Below are 17,247 nucleotides of genomic sequence, written 5' to 3'. Positions count from 1 at the left end.
GAAATTAAAACTTCATTAGTGTTAACACATCATAGCCGTCTAACTTTTTACGGCCGTCTAGGTAAGTTAGTTCAATTAGGAATGCAATCCCAGCTACTACACCGCCGAGCTGTTCAACTAGATTGATGGTTGCCTCGATTGTTCCACCAGTTGCTAATAAGTCATCTGTGATCAATACACGTTGACCTGGTTTAATAGCGTCTTTATGGATGGTTAGGACATCTTTTCCGTACTCTAAACCATAATCTACTTTGATAACGTCCCTTGGAAGTTTACCTTCCTTTCGAACAGGAGCAAAGCCGACACCATGTGAATATGCTACTGGACAACCAATAATGAAGCCCCGGGCCTCCGGACCAACGACAAGGTCTATATCTTTTTCTCTAGCATATTTCACAATTTGGTCTGTAGCATATTTATACGCTTCACCGTCATTCATTAAAGGCGTAATATCCTTAAATTTAATCCCTGGTTTCGGATAGTCGTCAACTATCTCGATAAATTTTTCTAAATCCATTATTTAATTGCCTCCTCAAGCGAATGCGAACCTTGATTTATTGCATCAAACCAATGCTTTAATTGATGATATGATGAATACAATAATTGCTTTTCCAATTCAATTCTTTTTGCTTTCAATTGATATGTTCTTGATTCAGTCAAATCCCTTTTCTTAGCTTGATTTGATAAAGTTATAAACCCATTGTCTATTTTAACAAAATCTAAATCAAAAAACACCTGTGACATAAAATCAATTGTTTCTTTCGACCATCCTCTATATTTTGCTAAATCTTGGGCATAGCGATTCATGTCAAACGGACCTTTTTTCGCCAAGAATGCATAAAACCATTTAAAATGTTCTCTAGTCGGAATTGTGCTGAAAAAATGGTCCTGCTCATGAAAGAATAATGTATAAATGCGATTTGGAAACCCTGTCTCAAATAAGGCTTTGATCCACTCATCATCAACAGGTAAGTCAAGAAGAATAACATGTTTGGATCCACATTGAAGTCCAATTGCTTCATCCATGGAAAAAACAACGTTAACCTTATGATTGTTTAATCCCAGCTTATCAATCGTCGTTTCCGAAAAGGCAATTAGTTGAAGATTGTCATCCTTCAATTTCTCAAGGTAGGTTGTAAAATTACGCATGCCGCGAATATCGAATAATTGCCACTCATTAACAGCAATATCCTGCAGCATAATTTGTGGCTTCCGGCTATTGTTCCATTCATTGATGGATAGCTCCCCAATTACCGACACCTTTGATAATGGTGAGATTCCTTCACAGGTATGTCCCAACCCAAAGCCAACACCATCTAACGTATATGGATCATCCTGAAGAACAATTTTCAAATGACTTTGATCCGCTCCGATTTTACGAATTGTATTGACTTGAACATCATTAATTTGCAGCATTGGTTTGGGATTTCCCATTCCAAAAGGTGCTAATTTATTCATTTCTAAAATGGATTCAATTGAAACATCTTGAATACTGCAAATTGCATCTATATTTGTAATCGGTTGAAAGTCTTCAGGTGTTAACACTTCATTTGCGATTCCATTTAACCGATTCCTTAAGTCGTTGACATCGTCTACTTTAAGGGTCATTCCAGCTGCCATCGGATGTCCTCCATAATGAGGCAATATATCACGACACTTTGAGAGGCTCTCATATAGGTTAAAGCCTGCAATACTTCTTGCAGATCCTTTTGCCAGTCCTTTTTCTTGATCAACGCTTAAGACAATTGTAGGTCGATAAAAGCGATCAACTAATCGTGAAGCAACAATTCCGATAACACCAGAGTTCCAGCCTTCTTTCGCAATAACTAACACTGAATTGGAGGAAGGTGGATAGTTTTCTTCAACCTCTTGAATCGCTTCCTGTGTCATTTGATTAACCAAATGCTGTCTTTCCTTATTCAGTTCCTCAATTTCATCTGAAATATATGAAGCTTCTTCAGGATCATTTGTCATCATTAAATCAACAGCAGGGTCGGCAGATTGCAAACGACCAACTGCATTAATCCTTGGTCCAATTGCAAATCCAACGGTTTCCTCAGAAATTTCATTGGATTCTATTTTGGCTTTTTTCAATAATGCCTTTAATCCTGGCCGCTTAGTATTTTGTAAGGCTCTTATTCCCTTCCTGGCAAGAAGACGATTTTCTCCATGCAGCGGAACGAGGTCAGCAATCGTTCCAATTACAGCTACATCTAGTAAATCTGCAGGTACTTCGCCTCGCAAGGCATGAGCAACTTTAAAAGCAACTCCAACACCAGCCAATTCTTTAAACGGGTACCTGCTGTCCGGCTTTTTCGGATGGATAATTGCCGTTGCAACTGGTAGTTCAGGACCAACTTCATGGTGGTCAGTAATAATTAAATCGATTCCTAATTCTTTTGCAATTTCAGCCTCATGAAGGGCAGAAATTCCAGTATCTACGGTTATGATTAGAGAATAGCCTTCTGATTTAGCCCATCGGAAAGCTGTTTCATTAGGTCCATAACCTTCTGTGAATCGATTGGGAATATAAAAATCAACCTGTGCACCTTTTTCTTTTAATGCAGTTACCATAACGGTTGTACTACTAACACCATCTGCATCATAATCACCAAATACTAAAATTCGTTCCGCATTTTCAATAGCTTTCGTTATTCTTTCGATAGCCGTGTCCATTTGATCAAGTAGAAATGGATCGTGGAACTGAAGTTGATCTGGTTCTAAAAATTCTCGTGCTGATTCGACGGTAGTAAACCCTCTATTTACTAGCAGGGATGCTACTAGAGGTGTAACCTGCAGTTCTTTCACTAGTAGATTTGTATTTATCTGGTTGTATTCATTTACTTTCCAACGAGTTTTAGATTGTAACAAAAGTTTCACCCCTTAACCCCACTATTATACCGAAGCAAGAGGTGTGATACAATGATTGACATTTATTTTAGTTACTTTAATCAGATACGCCTTGGCCGATCTGCGCCCAGAATTTTTCGAGCTGGCTCGAAAAATTCCCTTTGAAAATCTGTGGCATCCGCCGTAGGCTTTAACTTTAATCAGCTTTAAAGCTGATTAAAGTTAATCGTCTTCTGAGTACGGATTAATATGGATAAAAACATTGTGTACTTGTGCATGTTCCATCAGCTTTGCTTTTACTTTTTTACCGACTTTATGGCCTTCTTCCACCGTTATGTATGGGTCAACAGAAATTTTTAAATCGACAATCACGTAATGCCCATGCTCACGCGCATGAAGCTCTGTAATTTTTTTCACTTCGGGAACAGACATAACCAGCTTTCTAAATTCTGAAGTATCTTCGTCGTGTAACACATGGTCTAATGTATTATGTATGGCTTCGGTTCCAAATTCCCATGCCATTTTAACAATGAGGACAGCAACCACAAGTCCCGCCACAGGGTCTGCATAAACAAGCCAATCAATCCCCAAATATCCACCGACAATTGCTCCTACGATTCCTACAAGGGTTGCAATTGATGCAAATACATCGGAGCGATCATCATACGCATTAATAATGAGTGCATCACTCTTAATCTTTTTTCCAAGATTGTATTTATAACGAAACATGATTTCCTTAATAATGATGGAGAATAACACAGCATAAATGGCCATTGTCTTGGGAACTTCAATAGGCTTAAAAAATGCCTCAATGGATGCTTTTCCAATCTCAAAGCCCACAAGTGCTAGAAGTACAGCAACAATGATAGCTGAAACAGATTCAGCTTTCCCATGTCCATATGGATGGTCCTCATCGGGGGGTCTTTTCGCAGCGCGCACACCGATGAAAACAGCGACTGAACCTGCTACATCTGAAGCCGAGTGGACGGCATCAGCTATAAGCGCCCGGCTATTGGATTGAACCCCAATAACCCATTTAATTATCGCTAGTATAATATTCCCCACAACACCAATGATGATGGCTTTTTCAGCTTGTTTAAAACGATCTTTCTCTTTCAAAAAATCCTCATCCTCCCCACGTAAGTTTGAGAATATGACACATGCTTTTTAGTGTAACCAAAACTAAAGCAATCCATCAAGTATAATGAGAAAATAAAAAGTCGTGATAACTCACGACTTTTTACTGTTACACTTGTGATTCTACCTCTGTTTTTTCTGGGCGTTTTTTCGTAATTTGCTTTGTTTTCCATACTAACCAAAGCTGTGCTGCAATGAAGATGGATGAATACATACCTGCTATCAAACCAACCGTTAATGCAAAGGAGAAGCTGGTAATCGCTTGTCCACCTAATAGCAATAATGCAACACTAGTGAAGAGTACGGTAATCGCCGTATTTACGGAACGATTTAACGTCTGTCTTAATCCCATATTTACGACACTAGCAAGATCTTCATATGTTTTAATACGCTTTTTCTTCTTCATTAGTTCACGAATTCTATCAAAGGTTACAATTGTATCGTTGATAGAGTAACCAATAATGGTTAAGATGGCCGCGATGAAGGTGACATCCACCTCAAAGCGAGTGATACTAAAAATCACAATCATAAAGAATGCATCATGGAAAAGCGCGACAATTGCTGCTAGTCCCATTATCCATTCGAAACGGAATGCGACATAGATGATGATACCAAGCATCGCAATTAAGCTTGCCAGGAATGCATTACGTGCCAATTCTTTTCCAACAGTTGGAGAGACTGTACTTACATTAGGGTCTGCCCCATACAAATCATGGAAATGAGCTTTTACCTTGCTTACTTCATCTTTTGAAAGTTCATCGGCAAATCTAGCAACTCCAATATTATTATTATCCCCGGAAATCACAATTTCCTTAGCTTCTAAATTTAGCTTACTAAGTTCATCTGTAAATTCCTCTTGAGAGATTGGATGGTCTGCAAGTACTTCCATTCGCGTACCGGCAACAAAATCAATCCCAAGATTAAGTCTGAAAATGACCAATACCACAATCCCTATGACAACCATAAGGCCAGACGCAATGAAGAATTTATTCTTATGCTTAGCAAAGTCAAAGCGATCGAATCGAGTTGGAAAATATCCTTCTGGATCGGCATCCGCTAGATTTCGAATTTGACTTTGTTTGACACCAAACCAGCTTGGTTTCTTATTTAAAAATTTACTGTTTACCCATAGACCTAGTAAAAGTCTGCTTCCATAAACCGCAGTTAAGAAGCTTAACAATATACTTACAATTAACATCGTAGCAAAGCCTTTTACGGCACTTGTACCAAAAATGAATAAAACCACACCAGCTAATAGGGTTGTAATGTTCGCATCAAAGATTGTCAGGAATGAGTTTTTACTGCCTGTACGATATGCCGATAGGATGGATTTACCAGACCTTATCTCTTCCTTGATCCTTTCGTACGTAATAATATTGGCATCCACAGCCATACCTACCCCGAGGATTAAGGCTGCTATACCCGGAAGTGTCAGGACCGCATTCATCCAATCAAACACGAGTAGGTTTAAATAAACAAAGATACTTAATGTAATCGCAGCAATTAAACCTGGGAATCGGTAAAATACAAGCATAAATAATAGCACTAAAAATATACCAATTGCCCCTGCGAAAACAGTTTTATCTAATGCTTGCTCACCAAATTTCGCTCCAACTGAAGTGGAATAAATTTCTGTCAAATCAACTGGAAGTGCGCCTGCGTTTAATAAGGAAGCAAGTTCATTTGCTGATTCAACCGTAAAATTGCCACCTTCGATTGATACTGTTTTCGTATTGAATACTTGGTCTACACCTGCAGCTGAAAGATACTTTGGATTCGGTTTCTTACTTTCAGCCTCAAAGGAATCTACACCTTCTTCAAAGTCTAACCAAATCACCATGAGGTTATTTGGACTACCATAATCCAAAACCTTTTGGGTTGCATTTTTTAAATCGTCAGGATTTTTAACTGTTAAAGAAACAGCTGGTGAACCCATTTTATCAAATGATTGTTTAGCCCCATTTTGGGCTAGTTGGGAACCGTCCAGCAATACATTATCATTTACATCTCTAAATGTGAGTTTAGCTTGGGTTGAGAGTATTTCTCGAACCTTATCTTGATCCTCTACACCCGCTAATTGCACACGAACACGATCTTTTCCTTCAATTTGAATATTTGGCTCATTTACCCCTAGCACGTCTACACGGTTAGTTAATGCATTTACCGTACTTACTAAGGCTTCTTTATCAATCACATCGCCTTTTTTAGCTGGTGTTACTTCGTAAAGAATTTCAAAACCACCTTGAAGATCAAGTCCTAATTTTATATTTTTTGCAGTGTCTGTGCCAGTAGCTCCGATTAACGCTCCAAAGAGAAGCACCACTAAGAAAAACACCACGATGCGGCCTTTTTTAACCATAAGTATGTAGATCCTCCTTTATCTAGCTTAAAAAACAAGGCTTGTCCTTTAAGCTCTCCATCACAATTATGAAACAATGCGATTTTCATGTCAATTGCAGTTTTTGTGAATGACCTTGCCACATCAAAAAAAAGTTTCAAAAAAAGGATTATAATAGCTTATCTAATACGTCTTTTCCTTCTCCTTCAAACCAATTTGGTGATTTGAAAGCTTCTACTGTTGCATAGTTCATATAATCTCCAACTTTAATAGATAAAATATCGTTAACAATTTGATGCAAACGCTTTTCTTCTTTTTCTTTTCTCCATGTTTTGTTTTTCAAGAACTCCCAAAGTTCTTCTTCTTTCACACTTTCATAACCGTAAAGTTTGAATTCCTCCAATTTACTTTTTAAAAATGGACGAACTGTTTCACGAAACTTTTCATACATGTGAGTCTCTGTTTGGTTCACTCGTCATCTCTCCCATTTTTCTCTCTATAAACGAATACTTGTCATGCTTGGCCACATATCAAGCATATAGTTAATTGTAAATGATATCACCTTTTTTGAGAAGGTAGGGAAAACGAATTGTCAAAGCAAACATTCCTTAAAGGAACTTTAATTTTAATTATCGCAGGTCTTATTACAAGAATATTGGGATTTATCAATAGAATTGTTGTCGCACGTCTTATAGGTGAAGAAGGTGTGGGACTTTATATGATGGCAATCCCCACCTTTGTACTCACGATTACATTAACCCAGATGGGATTGCCAGTTGCCATTTCTAAACTAGTTGCAGAAGCAGAAGCACAAGGGGATAAGAGAAGGATTAAAAAAATCTTGGTTGTTTCTCTATCCATTACAGGTACATTAAGTATTATCTTTACACCAATGATGATTTTTCTTGCACCTTTGTTATCCGAGACTTTACTAACTGACCAAAGAACGTATTATCCTTTATTAGCCATTTCTCCGATTGTTCCAATTGTGGCGATTTCATCTGTACTCCGCGGCTATTTCCAAGGCCGTCAAAACATGAAGCCACCTGCCTATTCACAGGTCATTGAACAAGTCGTTAGAATTACGTTAGTTTATGTATTTACGAAAGCTTTTTTACCGATGGGAATCGAATACGCCGCAGCAGGTGCAATGCTTTCAGCTGTTGTTGGAGAATTCATGTCATTACTTTATTTATTCTTAATGTTTAAAATGAAAAAACGAATTCGGATTCGAAAGAACTTCTTCCATTCAGCAAAGCACGGAAAACAAACATTCAATGATTTGACCAGAATTGCCGTTCCAACATTGGGAAGTAGACTTATCGGGTCCATCTCCTGGTTTTTTGAACCGATTGTAGTGGCACAAAGTTTAGCATTAGCTGGTGTTGCAACCCATCTTGCGACTAGACAATATGGTGAACTTACAGGTTTTGCTTTACCACTGCTCATGCTTCCGTCTTTTATTACAACTTCCCTGTCTACAGCACTTGTTCCTTCAATTAGTGAAGCTGCAGCAAAAAAACAAACATTATTAATTGAATACCGTCTAAAACAGGCATTGCGACTATCACTCGTGTCAGGCGGATTGGCAATTGTTGTATTATATGTGTTTGCATCACCTGTTATGGAACTTATGTATGGAAATAGTAATTCAGCCATTTATATAAAGGTTATGGCTCCATTTTTTATCTTTTATTATTTTCAAGGGCCCCTTCAAGCTACCCTGCAGGCACTTGATTTGGCAAAAGCCGCAATGATAAATAGTTTCATTGGAAATATCATCAAAACAGCTGCTATCTTTGTTCTTGCGACTAGGCCATCCTTTGGGATCATGGGGGCAGCTCTTGCCATTGTTATTGGGATGATGCTCGTCACATTGCTTCACTTTTCAACAATCGTAAAAGTCATCTCTTATAGCTTCTATATTCGGGATTATCTAAAGAGTGGTATCACAATGGTTCTCTCCGGAATCGGTGGACACTATTTTTATCAACTATTTCTAACAGACAGTTCCCTTACCATCCGAACGCTGGCAGCAATTGGCATAACTTCCCTCATTTATATTGTCTGCCTTTTTATTTTTAAACTTTTAACAAAAGAAGAAGTGAGGAGAATACCATTTATTGGTCCTAAGCTTGCATGGTTGTTATGATGGACAAAGAGGTAACCAAAGCGGTTACCTCTTTTCATCCTTGATATCGACATGTAGTTTGCCATGATGGTAACTGCAATAGGATATTTTATTCATATCGCTATGCCCAAGCTTCTTTAGTTCAGAATGCAACCATGTTCTAGTTTTATTAATTTGATTTAAATGTTCATCCTGTATTAGGCCGTCGAGGATTAGAGGCAAATCAATTGTATAATCGGTTGGTTGAGAGGATTGATTTTGGTTCTTTGCCAGAACCGACAATTCACCTGAAGATTCCAAGATCGCAAACTCTACGTCCGCTAAGTTCTTCACATTCTTTTCACGTAATTGCATTAAAAGGTCATCCAGATTATAACGTTGCTGCCTCATGGCATGTTCATCAATTTTACCCTTGTTAATAATAACGGTTGGTTTACCGTCGATAATTTGTCTTATTTTTTTACTTTTTAATGAAAGGAGGGCAAGAGTATATTGAATAATCAGAAGTAAGACCATTGGTATGACGGAATGCAGAATTGGATCTTTTGTAGATTCAATAGCGATGACAGCCATTTCAGCAATCATCATCGATACAATTAAATCCAGAAGACTTAGTTCACCAATTTCCCGCTTACCCATTAACCGAAATATCAAAAGAATGATTACATAAAGTAAAACAGTCCTCCCTATTATGATGAGGTATTCCCCCATAATGAAAGCCCCCTCTCATATGAGTTAATGATTAGAAAAACATCATACATGTTAGTTTGCACAATTTAAAGAAAAACATCATAGGTTTTTCCATCCCTGCTTTTGTTAACAGAAAAGTTTGTACTTTTTATTCTAATTCATTATGGACATGAATATGCTCGTACTAAGGGAAAACGAGGGGGAGAGAATACCATGAGAAAAATGGGAGTTGCAATGGTTTATGGAGTTGTAACAATTTTTGTAATCGTTATTGTATCAAGTTTACTTATTTCACTATTACTACGGTTTACTTCACTTCAAGAGTCATCCATGTCTTGGGTTATATTAGGTGCTTCCTTCCTTGCGCTGTTTATCGGAGGTTTTGTATCTGGTGGAAAAGGGAAGGAAAAAGGCTGGCTAATAGGTGGCGGAACAGGAGTTTTATATTCGATTATTGTGTTTATCGTTCAATTCTTAGGGTATGATACTACCTTTACAGCTGAGCAATCAATGTATCATATTGGGTTTTTAGCGGCTGCGGTCATTGGTGGAATTTTCGGAGTGAACATGACTACACCATCAAGAAGGGAAGCATAGTAAAAAAAGAGCGCTTTAGACGCTCTTTTTTGCTGTTCATTAGTCCTTAATGACATCACGTACTGCTTGTCTATCGTATGTAAGATTCGCATTGCCCGATTTAATGACAACCTTGTTTTCATCGATTGAATCAATAATTCCGTGTAAGCCACCAACAGTTACTACCTTGTCTCCCTTTGCAAGATTCGACTGCATTTGAACCGTAGCCTTTTGACGCTTTTGTTGTGGACGAATTAACAAGAAATAGAAAATCGCAAACATTAAAATTAGAGGACCAACTGTTCCTAAAATACCTTCCATTCATTTCACCTCCCGCTTTCATTCTTTATTACTCTATTTGTTAGAAGTTTTTCGCGTTTGGTTTATTGAAACCGTATCGCTCAAAAAATTCTTCACGGAAGTCTCCAAGTCGATCTTCACGAATCGCTTGTCTGACTTGCTCCATTAATTTTAACAGAAAATGCAGGTTATGATAAGTAGTAAGTCTAATTCCAAATGTTTCACTTGTTTTAATCAAGTGTCGAATATATGCACGACTATAATTTTTACAAGTGTAGCAATCACAGTTTTCATCTAGCGGTCTAAAATCACGGGCATATTCTGCGTTTTTCACAACTAATCGACCTTCACTTGTCATTAAGGTTCCATTACGAGCAATTCTAGTTGGAAGTACACAGTCAAACATATCGATTCCGCGGATTGCTCCGTCTATAAGAGAATCCGGTGACCCTACCCCCATTAAATACCTAGGCTTATTAGTTGGTAAATGTGGTGTCGTAAACTCAAGCACTCTGTTCATCACATCTTTAGGCTCACCAACTGATAATCCACCGACTGCATACCCTGGAAAATCTAAGGATACTAAATCTCTTGCACTTTGCTTACGAAGCTCTTCATATTCTCCGCCCTGTACAATCCCAAATAGTCCTTGGTCCTGCGGTCGGCTATGAGCTTTTAGACATCTCTCAGCCCAGCGGCTTGTACGCTCAACAGATTTTTTCATGTATTCGAAGGTAGCTGGATATGGAGGACATTCATCAAATGCCATCATAATATCAGATCCCAGCGCATTTTGAATTTCCATTGCTTTTTCAGGAGATAAAAATAACTTATCACCATTTAAGTGATTACGGAAATGAACACCTTCTTCCTTAATTTCTCGAAATTCACTTAAACTAAATACCTGGAAACCGCCTGAATCAGTAAGAATGGCTCTATTCCAATTCATGAATTTATGTAAGCCACCAGCTTCTTTAATAATGTCATGGCCTGGTCTTAACCAAAGATGATAGGTATTGCTTAAAATAATTCCAGCACCCATCTCCTTCAGGTCTTCAGGTGACATCGTTTTTACCGTTGCAAGAGTTCCAACCGGCATAAATGCAGGTGTTTCAAAAGAACCATGTGGCGTATGTACAATTCCTAGTCTTGCACCCGTCTGCTTACAAGTCTTAATATGTTCGTATCTTATTGCTGTCACTGATAATTGTCTCCTTTATCAAGGGCAGTGGTATTCCACCACCCAAAAATTCCATTTTATTTTATAAGCATTGCGTCTCCGAAACTAAAGAATCGATATCGTTCTTTTACCGCTTCGTTATAGGCATGTAGGATATTCTCGCGCCCTGCTAACGCGCTCACAAGCATGATAAGAGTGGACTTAGGTAGATGGAAGTTTGTGATCAGTCCATCAATTGCTTCATATTGATATCCAGGATAAATGAAAATACTTGTCCAACCACTTGACTCTGCAAATTTCCCATGATTTTTTACGATTGTTTCAAGTGTCCTTGTTGAGGTAGTTCCAACAGAGAAAATTTTTCCACCGTTTGCCTTCACCTCATTTAATAGTGTAGCCGTTTCCTCGGTCATTTGATAAAATTCCGAATGCATATCATGACCTTCAATTGTATCGGAGCTTACCGGACGGAAGGTTCCTAACCCAACATGTAAGGTGATAAATGCTGTATGTACACCTTTATCGCGAATTTCCTGAAGTAACTCTTCTGTAAAATGAAGTCCTGCTGTAGGTGCTGCAGCAGAGCCTCGATGCTTTGCATATACCGTTTGGTATCGTTCCTTATCATCCAATTGTTCGTGAATATATGGAGGTAATGGCATCTCACCTAATGCATCCAAAACCTCGTAAAAAATTCCTTCGTAGTGAAAGTCCAACATTCTGCCACCGTGATCGCCGGTTTCCGTACATGTTGCTTTTAATCGGCCGTCACCAAAGGTTAACACAGTCCCTTCCTTTACACGTTTTGCAGGCTTCACAAGGGTTTCCCATGTATCTCCGTCTTTTTGTTTTAATAGCAGTACCTCAACTTTTGCGCCTGTATCCTCTTTTACGCCATAAAGTCTGGCTGGGAGCACACGTGTATCGTTTAAGACTAAGCAATCTCCTTTGTTTAAATATGAAAGAATGGAGCGAAAATGGGTATGAGTAATTTCACCCGTTTCTTTATCTACTACCATTAACCTTGATGCCTCGCGATTTTCTAGCGGTGTTTGAGCGATTAACTCTTCTGGTAAATCAAAATCAAATAAATCTACTTTCATGTTTTCACCTTATTTCTGATGTCTTCTAACGAAATCGACCCATTATGTAAAAAATCAATGATAATACAATGCTAATGACGATCGATGTAACAATTGGAAAGTAAAACGTTGTATTCCCTTTTTTCACGACAATATCCCCTGGCAACTTTCCAATAAAATGCATGATAAAACCGACAACTAATAGTAAACTCCCCATTATCATTAGCATTTTTCCCATGATCCATTACCTACTCCTTCGGAATCTCAATTTGAAAATGTCGATATACATGTTCGGTTACGACTCGACCACGTGGGGTTCGCTGCAAGAAGCCGATTTGCAGAAGATATGGCTCGTATACATCCTCAATTGTATGTGCTTCTTCTCCAATTGTTGCGGAAATGGTCTCAAGTCCTACTGGACCACCACGAAACTTCTCAATGATGCCTTTAAGTAATTTATGGTCAATATGATCAAGTCCTAAACGGTCAACCTGAAGTAATTCTAAAGCGGTATTCGCCATTTGAGTCGAAATGGTTCCGTCACCACGTACTTGTGCAAAATCCCTAACCCGCCTTAGCAAACGGTTGGCAATTCTTGGCGTACCTCGTGACCGTCTTGCAATTTCATGTGCTGCCTGGTCCTCGATTTCTACTTCCAATAATTCCGCTGTCCTCGTTACGATATCAGCAAGCTGATTTTCATTGTAATATTCAAGACGACTAAGCACTCCAAATCTGTCCCGTAATGGTGCGGATAATGAACCAGCACGTGTTGTTGCTCCAACTAGAGTAAATGGAGGCAAATCCAGTCGTACAGAGCGAGCGCCCGCTCCCTTTCCAATCACGATATCTAAGCAAAAATCCTCCATTGCAGGATATAAAACTTCCTCAATTGATCGCTGAAGTCGATGGATTTCATCAATAAAAAGGACATCACCTGGTTCAAGTGCTGTCAAAATAGCTGCCAGGTCACCTGGCCTTTCTATTGCTGGTCCAGAGGTTGTACGAATATTGACACCCATTTCATTTGCAATTATCGTAGCGAGTGTCGTTTTCCCTAGTCCGGGAGGTCCATATAATAGCACATGATCCAAGGTTTCCTGTCTCATTTTTGCAGCTTCAATAAAAATCGCTAAATTCGATTTAACCTTCTCTTGACCAATATATTGAGATAAGGTTTGTGGTCTAAGGCTTTGCTCAATTGCCGACTCTTCGTAATTAGCACTCCCTGAAACGATTCTGTCCTCCATTCAGGCGACCCCCTTATTTTAAAAGCTTTTGTAAAGCCTTTTTGATATATTGATCTGTCGACAGCTCTTCTTTTCTTAAATCTGGCAATACTTTATTAATTTCTCTTTCTGCATAACCTAACACTTTTAAGGCTTCCACAGCCTCATCTAGTTCAGTATGACTCCTATTCATGTCTAGCTCGTGATCTTCGGTAAATAAATCTGGATGTAATGATGGCATGAGATCGTTTAGTTTCCCTTTTAAATCTAAAATGATTTGACGTGCAGTCTTTTTCCCTACACCAGGGAACTTTATTAGATACTTTTCATCCTCATTCTCAATCGCTCGAATAACCTGTGCTGGTTCTCCTGATGCAAGAATGGCAAGCCCACCTTTTGGCCCGATACCTGTAACATTTAACAACTTCAAAAATAAAGCACGTTCCTCACGTGTCTTAAAGCCATAGAGAGCCAGTATATCCTCTCGAACATGCTGATATGTATAAACGGTTTCCTGATTTTCTCTTTTAAAAATAAATGGATTAGGTGTATATATTTGATAGCCTACTCCGTTATTTTCAACCACAATGTATTCAGGATTTATATACTCCACCGTTCCTTTAATAAATTCAATCAAAAATCTTCTCTCCCCTACTTTGCTGTACATTATTTTATCATATTCATCCCAAAAACACTAAAATAAAAGAGAGACTAGAAGCTTTCCTAGTCTCTCAAATATTTAGTAATTATGGGGAAGATGTATATGTTTTATAGGTTTCAATCACTTTAATATATTCGTCTTTTGTACCTACCTTGATGCCCTTTTTCAATAAATCATGCTGGTAGCTCTCAAGCTTTCCTACATCGATTTGAAAGAAAGATTGAATAACTTTTTCTGATTCATCTGGTTTTCCGTTAAAAATAGATAAAATACCATCTTCCGTTAAGCCAAAATAGCCATTTGATTTCAGTAATGGCGAGATATCATCTACTCGTTGCTGAAAGACAACCTGAGCATCATCCTGGTGAACTAAGCTCCAATCCTCGTAATGTGCCCAAAAATCTTCCATCGATAGAATGGTTTCTTTTAATATTTCTTCGCTTACCTCACCATCAACATAAACTCGTTCAAGAATGACTGTGACCTCTAACGGACCATTTACCTCTTGAACTGCATCATCCCTTTTATCGGTTAATTCCGCACTATTTCCCGAAAAGCTTGGCAATATGAATACAACCGCTAGACAAATAATCACTTTTGCTATCGTTCTCATTTTGGCATCACCTCTTACAATTAGTTGCCAACTACTTTACTATTTAGAATCGCAATGAGCACCCTACACCCATTAGTGTGACCATAATTAACAGGTTTATCCATCTTTAACTTCATTTTATTTTCAATAGAAAAGGATGCCCAAAAGGACATCCTTTATACTTAACCCCTATTATCATTTGTAAATGGTGCTTTTATTGTATTGCCAATGTTGTTAAAGAGGTCTTTTATATCAGCATCAATTGATTCACGTCTGTTTCCATTACGGATATCATTATCGATGTCACGAACGCGGGTAAATGTACCCTCATCTGTTACAACATTAATGTTTCGATTACCAGCGAGCGGTGCAACTGCCTTTTTAACCGCATTTTGGACATTGTTGCGGTTATTATTGTCATTTGTATCAACAGCAACCAATACATTATCATCAGTTACGATCACACGAGCATCATCGACATTTTTAACCTTATTTGCACGTTCGGAAATTTTACGGACTAATTTCCCATTGTCATTGTAATATCCATATGTTTGTACCTTATGGTTATTATCATTTAGATGGCTGTGATAGTTGCGATCTGCATATCCATGCGTATTATATCCAATTGTATTTGGATTGCCATCATTAAAAGGGTTTATTGTACGACCATCACGATTGTTCATAATGCCATTTCGGCGCTGTTCATCGCGATAGTTCATAATACCAGGACGATTTTTGCTTGTCTTATCGTTGTTAAACATACCGTTATTGTTGTTATTTCTGTCATTCCGGTTATTCATGATACCGGTTCTATTTCGATCGTTTCTGTTGTTCATAACACCGGTGCGGTCATTCCTGTTGAAATTGTTGCCGTTACGATCCATAATCTCTGTTAATGGGCCATCGTTGTCGCGAGTACCATTACCATTCCGATCACGATTGTTTTCGTTTGAGTAATACCCAATTGGTCTGGCGTTATCATTATAATCCCTATTTGGCGATGCACCTTGGTCAGTATTACATGCCGTTAGACCACCAAGCAATAATGCTGCAGTTGATACTGAATAGAGTATTTTCCTCAATACAATAACCCCCTTTGACCTTTTGAACATAAATACATGTTCATTTTATAGGTTGGCTTATCGTAGGGGGATTATTTCTGTTAGATATTTGCAAGTTAATTAAATTTTGGACATATATGAGTGATTATTTATTTACTTTTTCCAATTAAATTCTTTTTAAAACAACATACTAAAAAATAAAAGGACGAATTTCTTATTCGCCCTTGCAAAATTTTATTTACATTTTTTAATCGTCTAAGTCATCATCGACATCAGGCATGTTAAACATTGGGTTAAAAGCCATTTGTTGATTTGGATTCATGCCCAATGGAGCACCTTGGTATCCTGGAAAACCGCCTTGGAATTGTGGCTGAAATTGTCCTGGAAACCCTGGTTGGCCCATCATCGGATAGCCTTGTTGTGGAAATTGCCCTACAAATGGCTGCTTTGGACCACCACATCCACAATCTCTTTGATTATAGAATTGTGGTGGCATAAATTGCGGATTCATTGGTCCCGCAAAACCTGGTGCAGGATTATACCCCATTGCTGGACCCACAGCTTGTTGTGGAGCTTGGATTGGCAAACCAGATCCATACGGCATTGGTCCTGGTCCTTGGAATCCCGGATTAAAACCTGAACCTGGCATTACCGGTGTAACGGGTACACAAGGTCCCATTGGTAACGGTGGTGCTTGCATTGGAGCAATTGGTGCCATTTGAGGAGGCATTTCAGGCATTTCTTCCTCTATACCTGCCACCATTTGAGGCATTTGCATTTGTGTCTGCATGACATTGTAATTGTTAATATCAATATCTAATGGATGTTGCTGAGGCATTTGCATCGGTACCATTTGTTCTTTAATCTCTTCTACACCTTCTGTTCGTGGGAATTCACCCATTGGGTTAAATGGCATCTGTGACGGAACCCCTCCCGGAAACCCAGGAACAAAATTAAAGCCAGAACCTGGCATTACTGGTGATATCGGCACACAAGGTCCCATCGGCATTAGTGGTGCTTGCATTGGTGCCATTTGTGGTGGCATTTCAGGTATTTCTTCCTCAACACCTGCCACCATTTGAGGCATTTGCATTTGTGTCTGCATGACATTGTAATTGTTAATATCAATTTCAAATGGATGCTGCTGCGGCATTGGAACAGGCGGCATTTGAATAGGTGCCATTTGTACTGGTGCCATATGTTCTTTAACTTCCTCTTTTACACCCTCAGTTCGTGGGAATCCTCCCATTGGGTTAAATGGGCCCTGTGGCGGAAAACCTCCCTGAAATCCTGGAAACCCTGGAATATAATTAAAACCATCACCTGGCATTACCGGTGAAATAGGCAAACAATTATTGAACATTCCAGGCTGTTGCAATGGCATTTGTGGCATAACAGGCATCTGCTGTGCTTGTGGCAT

At 38.7% G+C, this 17,247-nt stretch carries 16 protein-coding genes and 1 pseudogene; 2 read left to right on the top strand and 15 right to left on the bottom strand.

The genetic code is table 11. The annotated features are described in order from the left end of the window. Positions 1–4: 4 nt before the first annotated feature. From V7138_RS05000 to V7138_RS04980, 5 genes are all read right to left on the bottom strand, one after another. Positions 5–517: an adenine phosphoribosyltransferase gene (locus tag V7138_RS05000; protein WP_335394649.1), complete on the bottom strand. Its 513-nt coding sequence runs from the start codon at positions 515–517 to the stop codon at positions 5–7. Continuing rightward, a complete protein-coding gene (recJ, locus tag V7138_RS04995) occupies positions 517–2,871 on the bottom strand; it encodes a single-stranded-DNA-specific exonuclease RecJ (protein ID WP_335394648.1) in 2,355 nt (784 codons plus the stop codon). Before recJ ends, V7138_RS05000 begins: the two co-directional genes overlap by 1 nt. Positions 2,872–3,072: 201 nt before the next feature. Beyond that, on the bottom strand, positions 3,073–3,969 hold the full coding sequence (locus tag V7138_RS04990) for a cation diffusion facilitator family transporter (RefSeq protein WP_335394647.1): 897 nt from the start codon (positions 3,967–3,969) through the stop codon (positions 3,073–3,075). Positions 3,970–4,096: 127 nt separating this feature from the next. Next, on the bottom strand, positions 4,097–6,346 hold the full coding sequence (secDF, locus tag V7138_RS04985) for a protein translocase subunit SecDF (RefSeq protein ID WP_335394646.1): 2,250 nt from the start codon (positions 6,344–6,346) through the stop codon (positions 4,097–4,099). A 148-nt stretch (positions 6,347–6,494) separates the two neighbouring features. Further along, positions 6,495–6,776, bottom strand: a complete 282-nt coding sequence (locus V7138_RS04980; protein WP_335394845.1) for a post-transcriptional regulator — start codon at positions 6,774–6,776, stop codon at positions 6,495–6,497. A gap of 138 nt (positions 6,777–6,914) precedes the next feature. Between V7138_RS04980 and spoVB the strand changes: the two genes are divergently transcribed. After that, positions 6,915–8,477, top strand: a complete 1,563-nt coding sequence (spoVB, locus tag V7138_RS04975; RefSeq protein WP_335394645.1) for a stage V sporulation protein B — start codon at positions 6,915–6,917, stop codon at positions 8,475–8,477. Between the two features lie 24 nt (positions 8,478–8,501). Here spoVB and V7138_RS04970 read toward each other — a convergent pair whose 3' ends face one another. After that, a complete protein-coding gene (locus V7138_RS04970; protein ID WP_335394644.1) occupies positions 8,502–9,167 on the bottom strand; it encodes a DUF421 domain-containing protein in 666 nt (221 codons plus the stop codon). Positions 9,168–9,359: 192 nt separating this feature from the next. Between V7138_RS04970 and V7138_RS04965 the strand changes: the two genes are divergently transcribed. Continuing rightward, complete coding sequence (locus tag V7138_RS04965) at positions 9,360–9,743, top strand: TIGR04086 family membrane protein (RefSeq protein ID WP_335394643.1); 384 nt, start codon at positions 9,360–9,362, stop codon at positions 9,741–9,743. A gap of 39 nt (positions 9,744–9,782) precedes the next feature. Here V7138_RS04965 and yajC read toward each other — a convergent pair whose 3' ends face one another. The 9 genes and pseudogenes from yajC to V7138_RS04920 form a co-directional block, all read right to left on the bottom strand. Then, entirely contained in the window at positions 9,783–10,043 is a 261-nt protein-coding gene (gene yajC, locus V7138_RS04960; RefSeq protein WP_116351614.1) for a preprotein translocase subunit YajC, read from the bottom strand. A 40-nt stretch (positions 10,044–10,083) separates the two neighbouring features. Continuing rightward, positions 10,084–11,223: a tRNA guanosine(34) transglycosylase Tgt gene (tgt, locus tag V7138_RS04955; RefSeq protein ID WP_335394642.1), complete on the bottom strand. Its 1,140-nt coding sequence runs from the start codon at positions 11,221–11,223 to the stop codon at positions 10,084–10,086. Between the two features lie 56 nt (positions 11,224–11,279). After that, positions 11,280–12,305, bottom strand: coding sequence for a tRNA preQ1(34) S-adenosylmethionine ribosyltransferase-isomerase QueA (queA, locus tag V7138_RS04950; RefSeq protein ID WP_335394641.1), 1,026 nt, complete (start codon positions 12,303–12,305; stop codon positions 11,280–11,282). A 25-nt stretch (positions 12,306–12,330) separates the two neighbouring features. Next, a complete protein-coding gene (locus V7138_RS04945; protein ID WP_335394640.1) occupies positions 12,331–12,522 on the bottom strand; it encodes a DUF2905 domain-containing protein in 192 nt (63 codons plus the stop codon). Between the two features lie 10 nt (positions 12,523–12,532). Next, positions 12,533–13,534: a Holliday junction branch migration DNA helicase RuvB gene (gene ruvB, locus V7138_RS04940; RefSeq protein WP_335394639.1), complete on the bottom strand. Its 1,002-nt coding sequence runs from the start codon at positions 13,532–13,534 to the stop codon at positions 12,533–12,535. 13 nt (positions 13,535–13,547) lie between these two features. After that, positions 13,548–14,150 (bottom strand): Holliday junction branch migration protein RuvA, encoded by a 603-nt coding sequence (gene ruvA, locus V7138_RS04935; protein ID WP_335394638.1) that lies wholly within the window; start codon positions 14,148–14,150, stop codon positions 13,548–13,550. A 109-nt stretch (positions 14,151–14,259) separates the two neighbouring features. Beyond that, entirely contained in the window at positions 14,260–14,787 is a 528-nt protein-coding gene (locus V7138_RS04930) for an intercompartmental signaling factor BofC (RefSeq protein WP_335394637.1), read from the bottom strand. A 161-nt stretch (positions 14,788–14,948) separates the two neighbouring features. Beyond that, the gene (locus tag V7138_RS04925; protein WP_335394636.1) at positions 14,949–15,848 is read right to left on the bottom strand and encodes a YhcN/YlaJ family sporulation lipoprotein; all 900 of its coding nucleotides are present in this window, start codon (positions 15,846–15,848) and stop codon (positions 14,949–14,951) included. A 226-nt stretch (positions 15,849–16,074) separates the two neighbouring features. After that, a pseudogene (locus V7138_RS04920) lies at positions 16,075–17,247 on the bottom strand (hypothetical protein); the annotation flags it as partial.

This window comes from Bacillus sp. JJ1533 (assembly GCF_036965045.1).
GTDB lineage: Bacteria > Bacillota > Bacilli > Bacillales > Bacillaceae_L > Ferdinandcohnia.
Note: the sequence above shows the minus strand (reverse complement) of the source record. Positions and strands in the feature narration are given on the sequence as shown.

What these genes read in the sequence shown, in the direction of transcription:
- V7138_RS05000 (WP_335394649.1), bottom strand. Translation starts at nt 517, where the DNA reads ATGGATTTAGAAAAATTTATCGAGATAGTTGACGACTATCCGAAACCA.
- secDF (WP_335394646.1), bottom strand. Translation starts at nt 6,346, where the DNA reads ATGGTTAAAAAAGGCCGCATCGTGGTGTTTTTCTTAGTGGTGCTTCTC.
- V7138_RS04980 (WP_335394845.1), bottom strand. Translation starts at nt 6,776, where the DNA reads ATGTATGAAAAGTTTCGTGAAACAGTTCGTCCATTTTTAAAAAGTAAA.
- V7138_RS04970 (WP_335394644.1), bottom strand. Translation starts at nt 9,167, where the DNA reads ATGGGGGAATACCTCATCATAATAGGGAGGACTGTTTTACTTTATGTA.
- V7138_RS04965 (WP_335394643.1), top strand. Translation starts at nt 9,360, where the DNA reads ATGAGAAAAATGGGAGTTGCAATGGTTTATGGAGTTGTAACAATTTTT.
- yajC (WP_116351614.1), bottom strand. Translation starts at nt 10,043, where the DNA reads ATGGAAGGTATTTTAGGAACAGTTGGTCCTCTAATTTTAATGTTTGCG.
- queA (WP_335394641.1), bottom strand. Translation starts at nt 12,305, where the DNA reads ATGAAAGTAGATTTATTTGATTTTGATTTACCAGAAGAGTTAATCGCT.
- V7138_RS04945 (WP_335394640.1), bottom strand. Translation starts at nt 12,522, where the DNA reads ATGGGAAAAATGCTAATGATAATGGGGAGTTTACTATTAGTTGTCGGT.
- ruvB (WP_335394639.1), bottom strand. Translation starts at nt 13,534, where the DNA reads ATGGAGGACAGAATCGTTTCAGGGAGTGCTAATTACGAAGAGTCGGCA.
- V7138_RS04930 (WP_335394637.1), bottom strand. Translation starts at nt 14,787, where the DNA reads ATGAGAACGATAGCAAAAGTGATTATTTGTCTAGCGGTTGTATTCATA.